The organism is Actinoplanes sp. NPDC023714 (assembly GCF_040639855.1).
GTDB lineage: Bacteria > Actinomycetota > Actinomycetes > Mycobacteriales > Micromonosporaceae > Actinoplanes.
Genome location: NZ_JBFAAR010000001.1, coordinates 1,173,664 through 1,190,441, shown reverse-complemented (window position 1 = coordinate 1,190,441; position 16,778 = coordinate 1,173,664). Strand labels below are relative to the sequence as shown.

General features: G+C 73.0%; 17 protein-coding genes. 4 read left to right on the top strand and 13 right to left on the bottom strand.

Annotated elements, in window-relative coordinates; translation table 11 throughout:
- Positions 1 to 19 precede the first annotated feature (19 nt).
- From AB0G10_RS05610 to AB0G10_RS05595, 4 genes are read right to left on the bottom strand one after another with little or no spacing between them, the layout of a single operon-like run.
- The gene (locus tag AB0G10_RS05610) at positions 20 to 646 is read right to left on the bottom strand and encodes a response regulator transcription factor (protein WP_360916940.1); all 627 of its coding nucleotides are present in this window, start codon (positions 644 to 646) and stop codon (positions 20 to 22) included.
- Entirely contained in the window at positions 643 to 1,776 is a 1,134-nt protein-coding gene (locus AB0G10_RS05605) for a histidine kinase (protein ID WP_360916937.1), read from the bottom strand. Before AB0G10_RS05605 ends, AB0G10_RS05610 begins: the two co-directional genes overlap by 4 nt.
- 6 nt (positions 1,777 to 1,782) lie before the next feature.
- Positions 1,783 to 2,196, bottom strand: a complete 414-nt coding sequence (locus AB0G10_RS05600; RefSeq protein ID WP_360916934.1) for an ABA4-like family protein — start codon at positions 2,194 to 2,196, stop codon at positions 1,783 to 1,785.
- Positions 2,193 to 3,086, bottom strand: coding sequence for a hypothetical protein (locus AB0G10_RS05595; RefSeq protein WP_360916931.1), 894 nt, complete (start codon positions 3,084 to 3,086; stop codon positions 2,193 to 2,195). Before AB0G10_RS05595 ends, AB0G10_RS05600 begins: the two co-directional genes overlap by 4 nt.
- Before the next feature lie 123 nt (positions 3,087 to 3,209).
- On the opposite strand from AB0G10_RS05595, the gene AB0G10_RS05590 reads away from it, so the two are divergent.
- The 3 genes from AB0G10_RS05590 to AB0G10_RS05580 are packed head-to-tail and all read left to right on the top strand — an operon-like array spanning position 3,210 to position 6,136.
- Complete coding sequence (locus AB0G10_RS05590; RefSeq protein ID WP_360916928.1) at positions 3,210 to 4,691, top strand: hypothetical protein; 1,482 nt, start codon at positions 3,210 to 3,212, stop codon at positions 4,689 to 4,691.
- Between the two features lie 46 nt (positions 4,692 to 4,737).
- The gene (locus tag AB0G10_RS05585; protein ID WP_360916925.1) at positions 4,738 to 5,313 is read left to right on the top strand and encodes a nucleotidyltransferase family protein; all 576 of its coding nucleotides are present in this window, start codon (positions 4,738 to 4,740) and stop codon (positions 5,311 to 5,313) included.
- Positions 5,314 to 5,347: 34 nt separating this feature from the next.
- Positions 5,348 to 6,136: a pectate lyase gene (locus AB0G10_RS05580; RefSeq protein WP_360916923.1), complete on the top strand. Its 789-nt coding sequence runs from the start codon at positions 5,348 to 5,350 to the stop codon at positions 6,134 to 6,136.
- On the opposite strand, the gene AB0G10_RS05575 is transcribed toward AB0G10_RS05580, so the two are convergent.
- From AB0G10_RS05575 to AB0G10_RS05560, 4 genes are all read right to left on the bottom strand, one after another.
- Positions 6,127 to 6,804, bottom strand: a complete 678-nt coding sequence (locus tag AB0G10_RS05575; protein WP_360916920.1) for an HAD family hydrolase — start codon at positions 6,802 to 6,804, stop codon at positions 6,127 to 6,129. The genes AB0G10_RS05580 and AB0G10_RS05575 overlap by 10 nt on opposite strands.
- Positions 6,801 to 7,691, bottom strand: a complete 891-nt coding sequence (locus tag AB0G10_RS05570) for a DJ-1/PfpI family protein (protein WP_360916917.1) — start codon at positions 7,689 to 7,691, stop codon at positions 6,801 to 6,803. The genes AB0G10_RS05575 and AB0G10_RS05570 overlap by 4 nt, the downstream gene beginning before the upstream one ends.
- Before the next feature lie 77 nt (positions 7,692 to 7,768).
- Positions 7,769 to 8,353 carry an isochorismatase family protein gene (locus AB0G10_RS05565; protein ID WP_360916914.1) on the bottom strand — a complete coding sequence of 195 codons (585 nt, stop codon included), beginning with the start codon at positions 8,351 to 8,353 and terminating at the stop codon, positions 7,769 to 7,771.
- Positions 8,354 to 8,690: 337 nt separating this feature from the next.
- Positions 8,691 to 10,211 carry a DUF6194 family protein gene (locus tag AB0G10_RS05560; RefSeq protein WP_360916911.1) on the bottom strand — a complete coding sequence of 507 codons (1,521 nt, stop codon included), beginning with the start codon at positions 10,209 to 10,211 and terminating at the stop codon, positions 8,691 to 8,693.
- 54 nt (positions 10,212 to 10,265) lie between these two features.
- Between AB0G10_RS05560 and AB0G10_RS05555 the strand changes: the two genes are divergently transcribed.
- Entirely contained in the window at positions 10,266 to 10,988 is a 723-nt protein-coding gene (locus tag AB0G10_RS05555; RefSeq protein WP_360916908.1) for a MerR family transcriptional regulator, read from the top strand.
- Between the two features lie 247 nt (positions 10,989 to 11,235).
- Here AB0G10_RS05555 and AB0G10_RS05550 read toward each other — a convergent pair whose 3' ends face one another.
- From AB0G10_RS05550 to AB0G10_RS05530, 5 genes are all read right to left on the bottom strand, one after another.
- Positions 11,236 to 11,652: a PRC-barrel domain-containing protein gene (locus AB0G10_RS05550; RefSeq protein ID WP_360916905.1), complete on the bottom strand. Its 417-nt coding sequence runs from the start codon at positions 11,650 to 11,652 to the stop codon at positions 11,236 to 11,238.
- Positions 11,653 to 11,724: 72 nt separating this feature from the next.
- Entirely contained in the window at positions 11,725 to 12,654 is a 930-nt protein-coding gene (locus tag AB0G10_RS05545; RefSeq protein ID WP_360916902.1) for a sugar kinase, read from the bottom strand.
- Positions 12,651 to 13,289 (bottom strand): bifunctional 4-hydroxy-2-oxoglutarate aldolase/2-dehydro-3-deoxy-phosphogluconate aldolase, encoded by a 639-nt coding sequence (locus AB0G10_RS05540; RefSeq protein ID WP_360916899.1) that lies wholly within the window; start codon positions 13,287 to 13,289, stop codon positions 12,651 to 12,653. Before AB0G10_RS05540 ends, AB0G10_RS05545 begins: the two co-directional genes overlap by 4 nt.
- A gap of 25 nt (positions 13,290 to 13,314) precedes the next feature.
- Positions 13,315 to 13,851 (bottom strand): hypothetical protein, encoded by a 537-nt coding sequence (locus AB0G10_RS05535; RefSeq protein ID WP_360916896.1) that lies wholly within the window; start codon positions 13,849 to 13,851, stop codon positions 13,315 to 13,317.
- Between the two features lie 35 nt (positions 13,852 to 13,886).
- A complete protein-coding gene (locus tag AB0G10_RS05530) occupies positions 13,887 to 16,742 on the bottom strand; it encodes a BTAD domain-containing putative transcriptional regulator (protein WP_360916893.1) in 2,856 nt (951 codons plus the stop codon).
- Positions 16,743 to 16,778: the final 36 nt, after the last annotated feature.

The following is a 16,778-nucleotide window of genomic DNA, read 5'->3' as shown; positions in this document are numbered from 1 at the left end:
GGGCCCCGCGGAGCGCGGTTCAGGTGCGGACCGCGAGCAGGGCGAGCCGTACCCGGTTCGGGCTGCCGGTCTTCGTCATCAGCGCGGTGATGTGCGTCTTCACGGTGGTCACGCCGATGTGCATCCGCTCGGCGATCTCGGCGTTGCTCAGCCCCTCGCCGACCAGCTCGAGCACCTCCTGCTCCCGGCCGGTCAGCCCGTCCACCCGGCGCGGGCGGTCCGGCTTCGTGTCGACGGCCCGGCGCACGAGCCGGCGCAGCACCTCCTGGCTGTACGGGCTCTCCCCGGCGGCGGCCTGCCGGATCCCGTTGAGCAGCTCGGCCGGCGGCGCGTCCTTGAGCAGGAACCCGCACGCCCCGGCCTGCAACGCCGGGTAGAGGTGGTCGTCGTCGCCGAACGTGGTCAGCACGAGGACCCGCGCGGACGGCCGCTCGCCGACGATCCGGCTGGTCGCGGTGATCCCGTCGACGCCGGGCATCCGCAGGTCCATCACGATGACGTCCGGGGTCAGGCGGGCGGCGAGCTCGACCGCGGCCCGGCCGTCGCCGGCCTCGCCGACCACCTCGAGGCCCGGCTCGGCGTCGCAGAGCATCCGCAGACCGGCCCGGACCAGCTGCTGATCGTCGACGAGCAGCACTCGGATCACTTGGTCTCCCCCGGCAACCGCGTCGCGACCCGCCAGCCGTTCCCGTGCGGGCCGGCGCTCAGCACGCCGCCGAGCACCTCCACCCTTTCTCTCATGCCGGTCAGGCCGTGCCCGCCACCGGGTGGCGTGGCCCGCACCTGACCGCCGCCGTCGTCGACGACCTCCCATTTCAGATCGCCGCCGTCCAGGGTGATCGTGAGGCGGGCGCGGGCGGCCGGGCCGGCGTGCTTCGCCACGTTCGTGAGCGCCTCCTGGGTCAGCCGCAGCACGGCCAGCCCGCGGACCGCGTCGAGCGTGCCGACCGCCGGATCGATCTCGGCCTCCACGATCACGCCGGCCCGCCGGGCCGTCTCCACGGCGCCGTCCAGCGCCGCGGGCAGCGCCGACGGGTCGATCGCGGTGAGGGCGGCGTCACCCCGTACGCCCTCGGGGTCGCGCAGGACGGCAACCAGCCGCCGCAGATCCGCCAAGGCCGCGGTGCCGGTCCGGTGGACGTCGTCGAAGACGGCGGCCACCTTGGGGTCGAGACCCGGCAGGACATGTTGCGCCACACCCACCCGCAGCACCATCGACGCGACGTGGTGGGCGACCACGTCGTGCAGCTCCCGGGCGATGGCGCTGCGCTCGTCGGCCCGCGCGGCCCGCTGCTCGGACACCAGCCGCCGCTCGGCCTGCACGCCCAGCTCGTGGGTGGTCCGGACGACAGTGCCGATGAGCACCGGCAGCCCGAGGTTGATGCAGAGCCCGACCACGTTCTCGGTGAGCGAGCCGGACCGGTGGAAGACCAGGTAGACGGCCGCGACCATGCCGACGCTCCCCCACAGCCAGCGGCGGCGCGGCGCCCAGACGGCCATCTCGCCGAGCGTCCACGCCGTGCCCACCTGGTTGATCGTGACGTCGTCCAGGGTCCGCAGCGCCACCGCGAAGAGCGTGGTCTGCACCAGCAGGTTGACCGGCGGGCGGCGGTGCAGCAGCAGGCCGGAGGCGAACGCCGCGACGGCGAGCGCCCACTGGAGGCCGCTCACCGGGACGCCGGTCTGCCGGGGCGCCAGCAGCAGGTAGAGGATGCCGGACGTGTTCAGCAGCAGCATCCTGGTGAACGTGTCCCGCACGTCGAAGAGGCGGCCCATGGCCGGTCAGCCTAGGGCTTTCCGGACGCCGAGGTACGCGGCCAGGCCGAGCGGGCCGAGCAGGATCGTGAGCAGCAGGATCGGCGCCATGACGAACGGCGAGATGCCGCGCTCGCGACCGTCCAGATAGCACCATCGGCCGACGAAGAGGTCGAAGGCGATCATGTGCGCCCAGCCGGCCGCCGCCCCGGCCGGGGTGCCGAGCAGCGCGGTCACCCCGTCCAGGGTCGGGTTCGCCACGGCCGGCAGCACCTCGCCGAACGCCGGGATCACCAGCAGCGCGTAGATCGCCACGATCGGCAGGACGATCAGCGGGGAGCCGACGATCCGGGTCGTCCAGGACCACCGCGGCAGCAGGATCATCAGCGCCCAGAACGGCGCGGCCAGCGCGAACGTCAGGCCGAAGAGCAGGGCGGTCATCGGCGGACGACCAGGGCGCTCGCTCCCGCCGTCACCGCGGCCAGGGCCGCGAACGCGATCAGGGTGGTGGCGTCCGGCTTCAGCAGCGGTTGCGCACGCAGGGCCTGCCAGGTCAGGAGCAGCACGAGTACGGCGTAAGCACCGCCCCCGATCAGCACGAGGTTCCTCCGCACGCTCTCGGCCAGCCGCGAGCGGCTCAGCAGGAAGGCCAGGATCGGCAGCGCCTGCAGGGCGTGCAACCCGACGAAGTGGCCGATCCGCAGGTCGCCGCCGGTGGTGCTCCACCCGGTGACCGGCATGCCCGGCCCGCCGTCCGGCACGCCGACCGAGTGCGCGCCGATCGCCTCCGGCGTACCGCCCTGCGAGGTCATCAGGAAGCCGAGCGCCATGCCGAGCAGCGAGACCAGCAGGCCGAGCCGGATCGCCCAGGCCACCGCCCGGTCCGGGATCCGCTGCCGCAGGGCGACCACGGCGATCACCACGTGCGCGAAGAAGAGGACCATGATGGATGTTCCCATGGCCGACCAGAGGATCGCGTCGAACGGCGTGGCGACGTTGTAGTGGCTGGTCCGCCCCCGGATCACCTGGGTCACGATGATGGTCAGCTCGATCACCGCGACCCCGAGGATCACGAAGCCGGCCCACTCGGCGGGGCGGCTGCGGCGCGGCAGGATCGCCAGCATCCAGGCGAGCGTCCAGCCGTAGACGACGAACGAGACGGCGAACTTGAACGGCTTCAGCCAGATCGGGACGCCGGTCAGGATCCGTGGGTCGGCGAAGATCCCGACGGCGGCCACGAGGGTGAGCACGACGGACGCCGCGGTGAGCACGAGCAGCGCGCGGTTCCACCGCACCGGGGTGCTGCGAACGGGCAGATCGATGGCTGTCATGCGAGCAGCGTCCCGCCGCGGCGGCCGCCGATCGCCCGACCGGCGGCCGCAGTTCCGGCCGGTGGTCGGAGACCGTCTCCTCCTCAGGTAGGAGGCCTTGGCGCCAGGCCGCATACTGGCGCGGTGACCCCCAGCACCGACTTCCCCGCCGACGAGTCAGGCCGGCGCAGCAGCAACTCCTTCGGCCGCTCCGTGGTCGCCGACGCGCTCCGCTCCGCCGACCCGGCCGCCGCGGCCGCGGCCGAACGGGAGAGCGACTGGCGGCGCGGCTACCTGCGGCACTTCCGGGCGCTCGTCGAGGCGGGGCTCTCCGGCGACGGGGCCGAGGCGTACGAGATCGCCGAAGCCGGACTGGCCTCGGTGCAGGCGCGGATGCGGTTCCGCCGCGACGACGGCGAGTTCACCCTGGCGCAGGCGCTGATGGCCGCGCCGGACCGGCCGCTGGAGACCGTCTCGGTGGTCGGCACCGGGGTGGCGGCCAAGGAGCTGACCCTGCCGTTCCGGGGCTCGATCCTCAGCGGCGACGCCCTGAAGCGGCAGCTCGACGCGTGGGTGGCGGCCGGGTCCATCGAGCAGTCGGCCGCCACCGCCGTCCACGAGGTGATCGCCAACCCGGACTGGCTGGACCTCAGCGACCAGCGGCTCGTCGCGTTCGGCGCCGGCTCCGAGATGGGCCCGCTCGCGTCCGTCCTGCACTGGGGCGGCACGGTCCTCGCCGTCGACCTGCCCCGCCCGGACATGTGGGAGCGGACCGCCGCGCTGGCCTCGAAGTCGGCCGGCCGGCTGCTCGCCCCGCTCGGCGCCACGACCGGCCCGGTCGCCGACCCGGTGGACGCCGCCGACGCCGGGGCGATCCCGCAGCCGGTCGCCGGGGTGCCCGGCGCCGACCTGCTCAGCGACCTCGGGGCGGTGGCGCAGTGGCTGCTCTCCTTCGACGAGCGGCTCATCCTCGGCAACTACGTCTACGCGCCGGGCGGCACCTATCCCCGGCTCGCCGCCGCCCTCGACGCGCTCTCGGTGCACGTCCGCCAGCAGCGGCCGGAGACGGCGCTCGCCTTCCTCGCCACGCCGACCGACGTCTACGCCGTACCGGCCGAGGCCGTGGCGCAGGGCCGGGAGCGATACGCGGCCCGGTCCGCCCGCGCCCGGGCCGGCGCGGCGCTCTCCGGCGGCCGGCTGCTGCGGCCGAACTACCCCTGCGACGTGGCGCCCGGCGTCAACGACAGCCTCGTGCCCCAGCAGGGCCCCAACTACGCCCTCGCGAAGCGCATCCACCGCTGGCGGGCCACCGTGGCCCGGCGCGACGGGACGGTCAGCTTCTCGGTGGCGCCGCCGACGCGTACCCGATCGGTGATCAGCAACCGGCTGCTCGCCGCGGCCTACGCCGGTGCGCACCTCTTCGACGTCGAGATCTTCGAGCCGGCCACCGCGAGCCGCCTCATGGCCGCATTGATGGTGCACCAGATCCGCCGCCCCCGGCCCGCCGACACCGCCGCCTGGAAGGACGAGGCGGCGGGCGCCGCCCACGGTGGCCTGTGGCGGGCCGCCTACCACCCGCGCACGGCCCTGCCCCTGGCCGCCGTCCGCGGGCTGCTCCGGCGATGAGCGTCGCGGGGCCGGTGCTGGCCGCCGTCCGCGGGCCGGTCCCGCGATGAGCGTCGCGGGGCTGGTGCTGGCCGCCGGCGCCGGACGCCGGTACGGGATGCCGAAGGCGCTCGTCGAGCACGAGGGGCGCCTGCTCGCCGACCACGCCGCCGCGACGCTGCGGGACGCCGGCTGCGACCGGGTCCTCGTGGTCCTCGGCGCGGCCGCCGACGAGGTGCTGGCGAAGGCGGCCGATCTGCCGGACACAGTGGTCAACCCGGATTGGCAGACCGGCATGGGTTCGTCGCTGCGCACCGGTCTCACGGCTCTGGAGGAGACCGATGCCACCGCCGCGGTGGTGCTGCTCGTCGACATGCCGGGGGTCACGGCCGAGGCGGTCCGGCGGATCACCGCTCACGCGTCACCGGCGGCGCTGGTCATGGGCGGATACCGGGAGCGGCGCGGGCATCCGGTGCTGCTCGGCCGCGAGCACTGGGCCGGGGTCGCCGCCACCGCCGTGGGTGACCGGGGCGCGCGGGACTATCTCCGTACCCATGAGGTCTTGATCGTCGAAGTCGGCGACGTGGCCGATGACGAAGATCGTGATGTGCCGGGCAACCTTTCGGCCGTGGACGATCACTAAGCCTTCGACAACATCGTCGAAGGAAGGCTTGATCGTGTTGAACAATCTGCGGAAGCGGTGGCGGGCCGGCATCGTGGCGGTGGCCGCGGCCGGACTGGGACTCGGCGCGGTGGTCTACACCCAGGGCGCCTCGGCCGCGTCGTGGCCGAGCGCCACCGGCACGGTCAAGCTGACCGCGAGCAAGGCGGTCTCCGGCACCCTCGACGGCGGCCTCAAGCGGTACGTCGGCAGCGGCGCCCTCGGCAGCGACTCCCAGGACGAGGGCCAGGACCCGCTGTTCGTGCTCGCCGACGGCGCCGTGCTGAAAAACGTGATCATCGGTGCCCCGGCCGCCGACGGCGTGCACTGCAAGGGCTCCTGCACGCTGCAGAACGTGTGGTGGGAGAACGTCGGCGAGGACGCCGCCACGTTCAAGGGCGGCTCGAGCGCCAAGTACACGGTGACCGGCGGCGGCGCCAAGTCGGCCGACGACAAGGTGTTCCAGCACAACGGCGGCGGCACCGTGACGATCAGCGGCTTCCAGGTCGAGGACTTCGGCAAGCTGTACCGCTCGTGCGGCAACTGCTCGACCCAGTACAAGCGCACCGTCGTCGTGAAGAACGTGACGGTCACCGCGCCCGGCAAGAGCATCGTCGGCATCAACACCAACTTCGGCGACACCGCCACGCTCTCCGGCATCACGGTCGTCGGCGACAGCAAGAAGAAGATCTCGATCTGCGACCGCTTCACCGGCAACAAGACCGGCAAGGAGCCGACCAAGACCGGCAGCGGCCCGGACGGCACCTTCTGCAAGTACACGACCGCGAACGTCACCTACAAGTAGGCGCTGATCTCTTTCAGTGTGCCGATGCGGTGCTGCTCCCCGGCCGGTCCCGTCCCGGGCCGGTCGAGGTGCACCGCCCGCAGACCGGCGGCCCGCGCCGCCAGCACGTCGAACGCGTGATTGTCGCCCACGCTGAGCACCGAACCCGGCGCGAACCCCCACCGCTCGCAGGCGAGGCGGAACGCGTCCGGGTCGGGCTTGGCGACCCCGAGATCGTCGGGAGTGAAGACGTTTGCGATGTGGCCCAGCCCCATCCGATCCAGCTTGCCGCGCTGCTGACGCGTGCTGCCGTTGGTCAGCACCGCGACCGCCAGGCCGGCCCCGGCAACCGCGGCCACCGCAGCGGCCGCGTCGTCGAAGGCCCGGTAGCCGGCGTCGTAGTGCGTCAGATAGCCGGCGAAGAGGCCGTCCTCGTACGCCACCCCCACGTGCGGCAGGAAGTCGGCGAGCCGCCGCCGGCGCTGCTCACTGAAGTCGATCTCGCGGCGCCGCCAGGTGGCGAGGTGGCGCTCGGCGATCTCGTCCCAGAGCGCGTGGATCTCCGGCGTGTAGGCCGCCCCGATCGACGGCAGCCAGCCGTTCAGCGCCGCCGCGACCGAGCCGTCGTGGTCGCCGAGCGTGCCGTCGAGATCGAAGAGGACGCCCCTCTGCCCTTTTTGCAAGATCACCCGGCCACGGTACGGGAGCGCAGCCTGCGCAACATCCGGGCGTCGCCGAATCCCACGGCGCGGGCCGCCGACTCCACGGTGGACCCGTGGCCGATGAGATGCTCGGCCCGCTCCAGCCGGAGTTGCTGCTGGTAGCGCAGCGGGGTCTGCCCGGTCGCCGCCGTGAAGAGCCGGGTCAGCGTCCGCTCGCTCACCCCGGCCGCGGCGGCGAGGTCGCCGAGCGGCAACGGCTCGGCGAACGCGCCGTCGATCCGGTCCTGCACCCGGTGCACCACGTCACTCAGGTGCGCCCGGTGCCGCAGCATCGCGCTCTCCTGCTGGTCGTCGCCGTTGCGCCGGGCATAGACGACCATCTCCCGGGCGGTCCGGGCCGCGACGGCCGGGCCGTGCCGCAGCGCCACCAGGTGCAGCGCCAGGTCGATGCCGCTCGCGATGCCGGCCGAGGTGACCACGCGGTCGTCGGCGACGTAGAGGACGTCCCGCAGCACGGTCGCCCGCGGGTAGGCGGCGGCCAGCCTCTCCTGGAGATCGTGGTGGGTGGTGCAGCGGCGGCCGGTTAGGAGTCCGGCGCGGCCGAGGGCGTCAGCGCCGGAGCAGACGCTGGCGACGGTTCCGCCGTCGGCGTGGTGGGCGCTTATCTTCTTGAGGGCATTTTCGCTGAAATATCCGTATCCGTCCCGCCAGCCCGGCACCAGAACGAGATCGTCGGGGCCCAGGTTGGGCCACTCCGTCGCGGCGTGCAGCGCGACCCCCTGCCAGGTCGGCACCGGCGACGCCTCGGCCACGTAGAACAGCTCGTAGCCCGGCGTGGTCGAGAAGACCTGCGCCGGGCCCGCCAGGTCGAGCAGGTGCACCTGAGGGGTGAGCACGAAAACCACTCTGCTCACTTCTCTGGGCTCACTTTTTTGAGCTCACTAATTTGGGATCACTCTTTTGGGCTCACTCTTTTGGGCTCACGATCCGGTCACTCACCGATGATCTCCGCGACGGTCTTGACGGTGGCGAACCGGCCCGCCAGCGCGTACACGGTCCGGGCCGACACGTCCGCTGCGGACAGCGTACGCGGGTCGGCCAGCAACTCCTCGACGGTCTGGCCGGCCGGGGCGTCCGGGTGCGGGATCGGGTTGGTAGCGGTCGCGTCGATCGCGAACGTGACGTCGTAGCCGAGGTCGGACGCCACCCGCGCGGTCGTCTCCACGCACTGCTCGGTGCGCAGGCCGCACACGGTCACCGAGCGAACACCGGCGACCGTGAGACGGTGCTGCAGATCGGTGCCGGTGAACGCGTTGTGCACCCTCTTCACCAGCAACGGCTCGTCGGCGGCCGGCTTCAGCTCGTCCATCACCCGGACGAATCCGTTCACCGGGTCGAAGGTGTTGCCGGTGCCCGGCTCCTCGTGCACCACCCAGATCACCAGGTCACCGGCGGCCCGCGCGTGGTCCACCAGACGGCCGGCCTGCTCCGCCACATCCTGGTTGTCGGTGGTCCGCCACAGCGGCCGAGCCCGGAACGATTCCTGCACGTCGATCACGATGAGCGCCTTGGTCATGCCCCAATCCAACGCCGCTCCACGCCGCGCGAGAAGACACCATCAAGCCCCACCCCGGACCGATCCGGTCACGCCCACCCTTGACCTCGCTCCCTCCGCCTCCTCGATCTTGTTGATCCGCGCAGGAACGGGCCCGGCCACATTCACAAGATCGCGGGGAGGGCGAGCGAGGGGAGGGCGAACAGCTCGATCTTGTTGATTCGTGCGGGAACGGAGCCGGCCACATCCACAAGATCGCGGGGAGGAAGAGCGAGGGGGAGGGCGAGCAGCTCGATCTTGTTGATTCGTGCGGGAACAGGGCGGGCCGCATCAACAAGATCGAGAAGGGGATGAGGGGTCAGCGCGCGCGGGCGGCTGAACGGGCTCGGGCGTGGGCCAGGAGGCGCTCGATCTCCGGGGCCGTGGCGGGGCCGGGGTTGACGACGCAACCCCAGCCCTGGACGCCGTAGGCCGGGTGCGGCATGAACGTGTCGCTCGCGGTGAAGTCGATGCCGGAACGCCGCTCGGCCAGGCCTTCCGGGCCGTAGCCGAACATCCGCCGGAATTCCGAGCGGCCCAGCTCGACGTTGAGACGATAGGCGTAGGGCCGATCGAGCCGCGACTCCTCGTCGAAGCCGGGCACGTCGTGGCCGACGATCGTGGCGAACGGCCGCATCCGGTCCTCCCCGGCGAAGAAGAACCGGTCGCCCCAGGTGTAGTCGGGCATCCCGGAGTCCGGCTCGATCCGGGTCATGGCGACGCCCGGCAGTGCGAGGATCCGCGCCGCGAGTTCTCCGGCCGGGTCGTCGCCGACCGCGACGTGCAGGATCGCGTCGGCGCCGGCGACCGTACCGGCGTCGAGCGGGAAGTACCGCGGCTCGTCCGTCACCCTCTCGCTGCCACGCACGCCGCAAGGAGAGGCCAGGCCGCCGGGCAGGGACTCCTCGAACGAGCCCGGTTCCGGACGGGCGAGGCCGAGGGCCGGGCTCTCGCCGAGGCTGCCGGCCACGAAGAGGTAGCCGTCCCCGAGCAGCGAATCCACGATCGAGCCGGCGCTGCGCCACTCGAGGTCCATGCCGGCCAGCCGCCAGCGGCTCGGATGACGTTGCAGGTGACGGTTGTGGGCGAAGACGAGCACCGGGCCGGGACTCTGCTCGACGATCTCCAGGAGGTTCTGGGCCATGAGCGCATCACGGACGCCGAGGAGGCGGGCGACCCGCTGCTCCTCGGGCAGTGGATCGGCGGCCGCCGCGTGGTACCGCAGCAGGCCCAGGGCGGCCACAAGCCGAGTCCTGGCCTGATACCAATCGGTCGTCGACGTGTGCGCGATCAACTCGGGCGCGCCGGCGTACAGGGCGGTGTTGAAATCGTCGGCAAGCGCTCGCAGCGCGGCAGCCGAGGGTGACCGGCCGGGCGATCGCGCCGGGTCCATGATGGACGCCGTGTCGCTCCAGCGGGCGTCGTCACCCACCAGCCGGTCCAGGTCATCGGCGGGAACACCGAGGTAGTCGCGGACCTGCCGCAGATAGGGGCCGGGGCTCGCCGCCGAGATCATCTCGATCGGCGCGTCGAAGCCGTGGAAGGCGAGATCGCCGCGGGCGCGCATCCACGCGACCAGCTCCCGGTTGCCGGCGAGGTATCCCAGGCCATGGCTGAAACCGGTCGCGAAGTCGACCTCGTCGGTGCGCCCCCGCACGTAGTCGTCGACCGCCAGACCGGCCACCCGGTCCGACTCGATCGCGATGGAGCGGAATCCGTGGCCGGCCAGGACGTCGAAGATCTCGTTGCGCAGGCGCGGGAACGCGGGCTCGACGTGGGCGGGTTCGCCCAGCGCCAGCAGCCGCGGCGTCCGCGACGCGAGGAGGGTGAGCACATCCATGACTTCAACCGTATCGTTGAATCACCTTGGGAGAGTTGAGCCGAGGAGGTCCGGGTGAAGTCTCAAACGCGGGTCTACAGGCCGGCAGATCTGGGTAAGGCCCACGGCCTCTCCGCGCAGGCGGTGCGCAACTACGAGCGCGACGGTTTCCTGCCGCCCGCCGCGCGCTCGGCCACCGGCTATCGGCGCTACACCGACCATCATGTGGGCGCGCTGGGCGCTTATGTCGCGCTTGTCCAGGGGTACGGCTACCGCACGGCCGGCGGGGTCATGAGATCGGTGAACGCCGGCGAGATCCCGGCAGCGCTCGTGCTGATCGACGAAGCACATGTGCAGCTTCACCGCGACCGCTCGACGCTGGCCTCGGTGGCGTCGGCCGTCGGGATGCTGACCGCCGCGCCACCGGAACCGACCGATCCCGGCCGCGGCCCGGTCACCGTCGGGCTGCTGGCCCACCGGCTCGGGGTCACCCCGGCCACGCTGCGCAAATGGGAGAGCGTCGGGATCCTCGCGCCGGCCCGCGACCGTACGGCCCGGGTCTACTCACCGTCCGACGTGCGCGACGCCGAGCTGGCCCATCTGCTGCGCCGGGGCGGCTACCCGCTCAGCCACATAGCCGCGGTGGTCCGGCAGGTGCGCTCGGCGGGCGGTCCCGAGCCGCTGGCGTCCTCGCTGGCCGAGTGGCAGCAGCGCCTGAACGAGCGGGCGCGCCTGATGCTCACCGGTGCGGCCCGCCTGGCCGACTACCTGGACGCCCCCTCTTTCCCGCGATCTTGATGATCCGCACAGGAGCGGCCCTGCCCCGATCAACAAGATCGGGAGGGAGAGGGCGCCGGACGAACGCTGCCTCGCCCCCTACCCCTGCTCTCCCGCGATCTTGATGATCTGCGCGGGAACGGGCCCGCCCCGATCAACAAGATCGGGGAGTGGGAGGGGGCGGGAGGTGAGGGGGCGGAAAAGGGGGGGCACAGATGTACGCCGCCCCGCCCGTGGGGGTTACGGGCGGGGCGGCGGTCAATGGCGGTCAGCGCGGGTAGTCGCGGTAGCTGCCGGTGTAGTAGTCACCGACCTGCTCCCGGTACTCCGGCGTCTCGAAGGTGTCCTTGTCGTACTCCGGAGAGTCCTTGATCTGCTCCTTCGTACGGTCGACGTACACCTTCCGCTCGTTGCGGTCGACGGTCTGCACCGTGCCGGCCGGGAGGAGCACCTTCCGTCCGAAGATCCACGGTCCGGTGTCGACCACGAGGTACGCGCTGCCGACGTCATAGCTGGCCTGATCGATGGAGCCGATGTGACCGTCGGTCGCCTCGACCTTGAACCCGACCAGGTCCACGCCGGCCGACCCGAAATCTTCGGCGCTCTCCACCACGGCCGGGTCGGTGGTGCTGCCCGCCGGTTCCGGTTCGCGCCAGGTCCACGGGGTGAACGGCGTCGGTTGCATCACGGCCTCCTCACATAGATGAATTTGCCGCTGCACATGTCGGTACCCGGGCCTCCGGCCGCCGAAACACCTCTACCGGTTGATGTCGTTTCCGGACAGCGACGTCAGGTCGGCCCGGGTGGGCAGGCCCTCGCAGTCGCCGGGGACGGTGACCGCGAACGCGCCCGCCTCGATCGCGGTGCGCAGCCGGTCCAGCGGGGCCGCCCCGGCCAGCCGGTCCGCGAGGTAGCCGGCCACGAACGCGTCGCCGGCCCCGACCGGGTCGATGGCCGTGACGGACAGGGCCGGCACCGCGTGGCGGGCGCCTTCGATCAGGGCGGCGCATCCGCGCGCCCCGTCCTTCACGACGACCTCGCCCGGGCCCAGTTTGGACAGACCGTCCACCGGGTCGGTGTCGTCCACGAAGAGGGCCGCCTCGTCCGGGCCGGCGAACACCACGTCGGCCCGGCTCACCAGGTCGCGCAGCACCGGCGCCGCGTCGAAGCGGGACCACAGCTTGCTCCGGTAGTTGACGTCCACCGACACGGTCACCCCGGCCGACCGGGCCGTCTCCACGGCGGCGAAGACGGCCGCCCGGCAGGAGTCGCTCAGGGCCGGCGTGATCCCGGTGACGTGCAGGACCCCGGCCGCGCGGATCTCCGCCTCCGGCACGTCGGCGGGCGTGAGGCGGGAACCCGCGCTGCCGGCCCGGTGGTAGTCGGCGTGGATGAACTGGGTGGACCGCTGGAAACGGATCATCAAGCCGGTGAACGACTCGTCCGGCACGGCCACCACCCGTACGCCGAAGGAGCGCAAGCGGGTCGCGATGAGCGACCCCGTCGCATCCTGGCCGAGGCGTCCCAGCCAGGTGGCGTCGCCGCCGAGACGCGCCACGCCGATCGCCACGTTGCTCTCCGCGCCGGCCACCCCGAGGGTGAAGCCGCGGGCCGCGTCGAGGGTGCCGATCCCGTCCGCCACGAAGATGCCCATCGACTCGCCGAAGGTCAGCAGGGAGGCGGTCATGAGCGGGCGTACTTCACGGCGTCGACGGCGTGCCGGGCGCGGGCGGCGAGCGCCGTGAGGCTGCCACCGGTCGCGGCGTCGCCGATCAGCGGGCCGCCGACGCCGACCGCCACGGCGCCGGCCTCCAGCCACTTCGCGATGTCGTCGAGGCCGATGCCGCCGGTCGGGAGGATGCGGACGCCGGGGAGCGGTCCCCGCAGGTCCTTCAGATAGCCGGGCCCGAGCCCGCCGGCCGGGAACAGCTTGATCAGCGGCGCTCCGGCCCGGTGCGCCGTGAGGACCTCGGTCGGGCTGAACGTGCCCGGATAGAACGGGACGCCGGCCGTGATCGGGACCGAGGCCGGCGAGACGAGGAACGAGGCCCCGGCGTCGACGGCCGCCTTCGCGTCGTCGTCGGTGAGGACCGTGCCGGCGCCGACGCGTACGGTATCCGGCAGCTGGCGGCACAGGCCGGCGATCGCCTCGAGCGCGCCCTGCGAGGTGAGCGTGATCTCGAGAGCGGTGACGCCCGCCGCGACCAGCACGTCGGCCACCGCGGCGAAGCTCGCGGCGGTGGGCGCGCGCAGGATGGCGACGAGGCCGGCGTCGGCGATGGAGGCGGACACGGGATCGAGGGGTGCGCGTTGATCGGTCACCCCCCGATCCTGCCAAACGGCGGGCTCAGCTTGAAGATTGCTTGCGCCGCACCCCGTTCAGGGCGGGCACGTCCGCCGGCGGCGCATCCTTGATCTCCAGCTCCTCCCGGATCGCCGCCTCGAACTGCTGCATCACGAGCGGCACCTGGGCGAGCAGCTCCCGGAAGTGGGTGCGCGGCTCGACGCCGACCACCGCGGCCGGGTTCATCTCGCCGTGCAGGCGTTCCAGCTGGAGGTGGACGGCGAGCGCGGCCGAGCGGACCGGCCCGGACGCGAGCAGCCGGACCGGCATGAGCGCCGGCCCGATCTCGTCCATGTACGTGAGCGCGCTCGGCGGCTTGTCACCCGAGTCGTACGCGGCGCGCAGCCGATAGGTGGCCCGCTCGAACGCCGAGAGCAGCTGGACGTACGCCGCCTTGCGCTCGTCGTACCACTGCCGGGTCCGGCGTCGCCGGCTCAGGGATGCGTTGTTCCGGGAGGCGGCGAGGTGCGCGGCCGCGGCCCCGGCAAGGGCGAACACGACGGCCACCAGGGGGAGTCCCCACCAAGGGATCTGAGACACGCGATAACCGTATCGAGCCGGCGCCCGGCGGTCTGTCAACCACGGCCCTTGGTCAGCGCCGCTTCGATGGCGGTCGCCGCCTCCCCGGTCGCGCGGGCCGTGCCGATCAGGGCGCCACGCTCGGCGATCTCACCGGATCGCCGCGGGCCGAGCCGTTCCCGGGCGGCCGTGCGGGCCCGGTCGAGCCGCGCCTGCTCGGCCGGGTAGACGGTCGCCTCCGGCAGCGCCGCGTCGAGCAGCATCGCCGCCTCGTCCTGCCCGACGCGGACCAGCAGCACCATGAGGTTGCGCAGCGCGGCGGCCTGCAGGGTGTCGTTGCCGGCCCGGCGCCAGAGCCGCAGCACGTCCCGGAACGACGCCAGCGCGAGGGCCGGATCGCCGTGCCGGCTGCGGATCGCCACCGCCGCCGAGCCGGACGCGGCCTGGAAGAGCCGGTCGTCGACCGAGGCGGCCAGCCGCGCCGCCTCGGCCAGCAGGTCGAGGGCCCGCGGCGGGTCGACGTCGCCGAGAGCCTCGCCCAGGCCGTACCGGGCCTCGGCCATCGCGCCCGGGTTGCCGGTGCTGTCGGCGAGGGCGACGGCCGCCGTGGCCGCCTCCACGCCGGCGGCCGCCCGGCCCGACCACGCCAGCACCAGGGCCTCGCCGACCAGCCCGGAGACGCGGGTCACCGGGTCGCCGGTCATGGCGCGGTAGTGCTCCAGCGCGGTCTCGGCGTCGCACTCGACCAGGGCCACGTCGCCGAGGACCTCGTGGGCGGGTGCGCCGGGCGGGTCGGCCAAGCCGGCCAGGGCGCGGGCCTCGGCGAGATCGCCGCGGCCCCAGGCGTGGGTGGCGGCGGCGGCGAGGGCATCCGATCGCCCGGGGTATATTTCGGAAATATCCGGAACGAACTGCCCCCACGCCAAGACCTCGTACTGCTGACACCGATACCCGTAGCGGTACATCGCCGCGGCCAGCCGGGTGCGGACGGCCGCATCACCCCGTTGCCACGCGAGGCGGAGATCGGGCAGGAGGGCGTCGGTCTCCCGTACCGAAGAAGCCTGATCCGGCCCCCGCATGCGCAGGGCGAGCTCCTCGGCCGCGGCGGCCATGGCCGCCGCGTGCCGCCGTTCCGCCTCGGCCACCTCGGAGGCCGCGTGCCGGCCGCCGGCCGGCTGTTCCAGCGCGTATGCCCGAACCGTCTCCAGCAGCCGGAACCGCCCCCGGCCGTGCCGGACCACCAGCGAACGGTCCACCAGCCCGGCGAGCAGCCCGGCCACCCGCGACCGGGGCAGCCACTCGTCGGCCGCCACCGCCTCGGCGGCCGCCACCGTGAACCCGCCGGCGAACACGGCGAGCCGCCGCAGCAGCCGGCCGGACGCCGGATCGAGCAGCCCGAACGACCACTCCACGACGGCCCGCAGCGTCCGGTGCCGCGGATCCGCGCCGCGCTCCCCGCGATCGAGCAGGTCGAGCCGGTCGTCGAGCCGTACCGCCAGTTCCTCCACGCCGAGAGCGCCCGCCTGCACCGCCGCCAGTTCGATCGCGAGGGGCAGCAGATCCAGCCGCTCGACGATCTCCCCGACCACCGGCGACGGCCCCACCCGCGCCCGCTCGCAGAACAGCCGCGCCGCCGCCTCCGCGCTCAGCGGCCCGAGCCGCAGGATCCGCTCCCCGTCAGCCCGCAGACTCTCCTGGCTGGTGACCACCACCCGGATCCCGCGCAACGCCCCGACCAGCGCCGTAGCCGTCTCGATCAGATGCTCACAGTTGTCGAGCACCACGATCGGATACCGGGCCGCCGCCGAGGCGATCACCCGCATCCGGTCGTCGTGCGGCGCCATCCGGGCCCCCACCCCGACCGCCACCGCTTCGAGGAAGTCCCCTTCCCGCACATCGGCGGCGTCGATCCAGGCCACCCCGCCCGCTGCCGCCGCCCGCACCGTCTCGGCCACGAGCCGCGTCTTCCCCACCCCACCGGGTCCCACGACGGTGGTGAGGCCCGGCTCGGCGAGAAGTCCTTCCAGCTGCCGCCGCTCACTCTCCCTGCCCAGAAAGGACGAGAACCTCATCGGTACGCCGTCCGTCCCGCGGCCGGCCCCCTCACCCCAACCACGGGGCGCCCATGCGACGACCCTCGCCCCATCGCTTCCCTTATCCGATGAATCAGAAATATCGGGTGGGGCGGGGGCGCTCGTGGACCGGAGGAGGGACTGCTGCAGGTCGCGGACCCGAGGGGACGGGTCCAGGCCCAGCCGATCGACCATGGCTTCGGCGTGGTGGCGGAGGGCTTCGAGGGCCTCGGCGCGGCATCCGGCGGCGGCCAGGGCGCCGGCCAGGGACAGGGTTCCCTCCTCCCAGCAGGGGTCGGCGCCGGCGTGTTCGCGCAGCAGATCGACGGCGGCCATGGGGTCGAGCGCGCGGGCGTGCCGCACCAGCGCGGTGCGATGAAGGGTGGTCAGGCGGGCGGCCATGGCACGGAAGGGCTCGCCGGGGAACTCCGGCAATGGACTCCCCCGCCACAGCGCCAAGGCTTCCGCCACACCCGTGTCCGAAATGTCCCCCACCGAGACGGCCGCCGGTTCGCGGAGGAGAGGCCGGAGGAGGGATTCGAAGTGGAGGGCGTCGACCGCGGCGCGGGGCAGGTGGAGGCAGTAGCCGGCCGGCTCGTGGGTGATCAGGCCGGGCACGCCGAGCCGGGCGCGGAGACGGGCCACATGGGACTGGAGCGTGTTGCGGGCGGACGGCGGCGGGTCGTCCGGCCAGAGGGCGTCGATCAGCTCGGTCACCCCGACCGGGCGGCCCGCCCGCAGGGCCAGCAACGCGAGCACGGCACGCTGCGACGCGCCGGCCGGGACGACCGGCCCGTCGGCACCCTCCACTTCGAAGGGGCCCAGCACCCGGATCAACACGCCTCGACGGTAGGCCGCCCCACCACACCCCGCGCA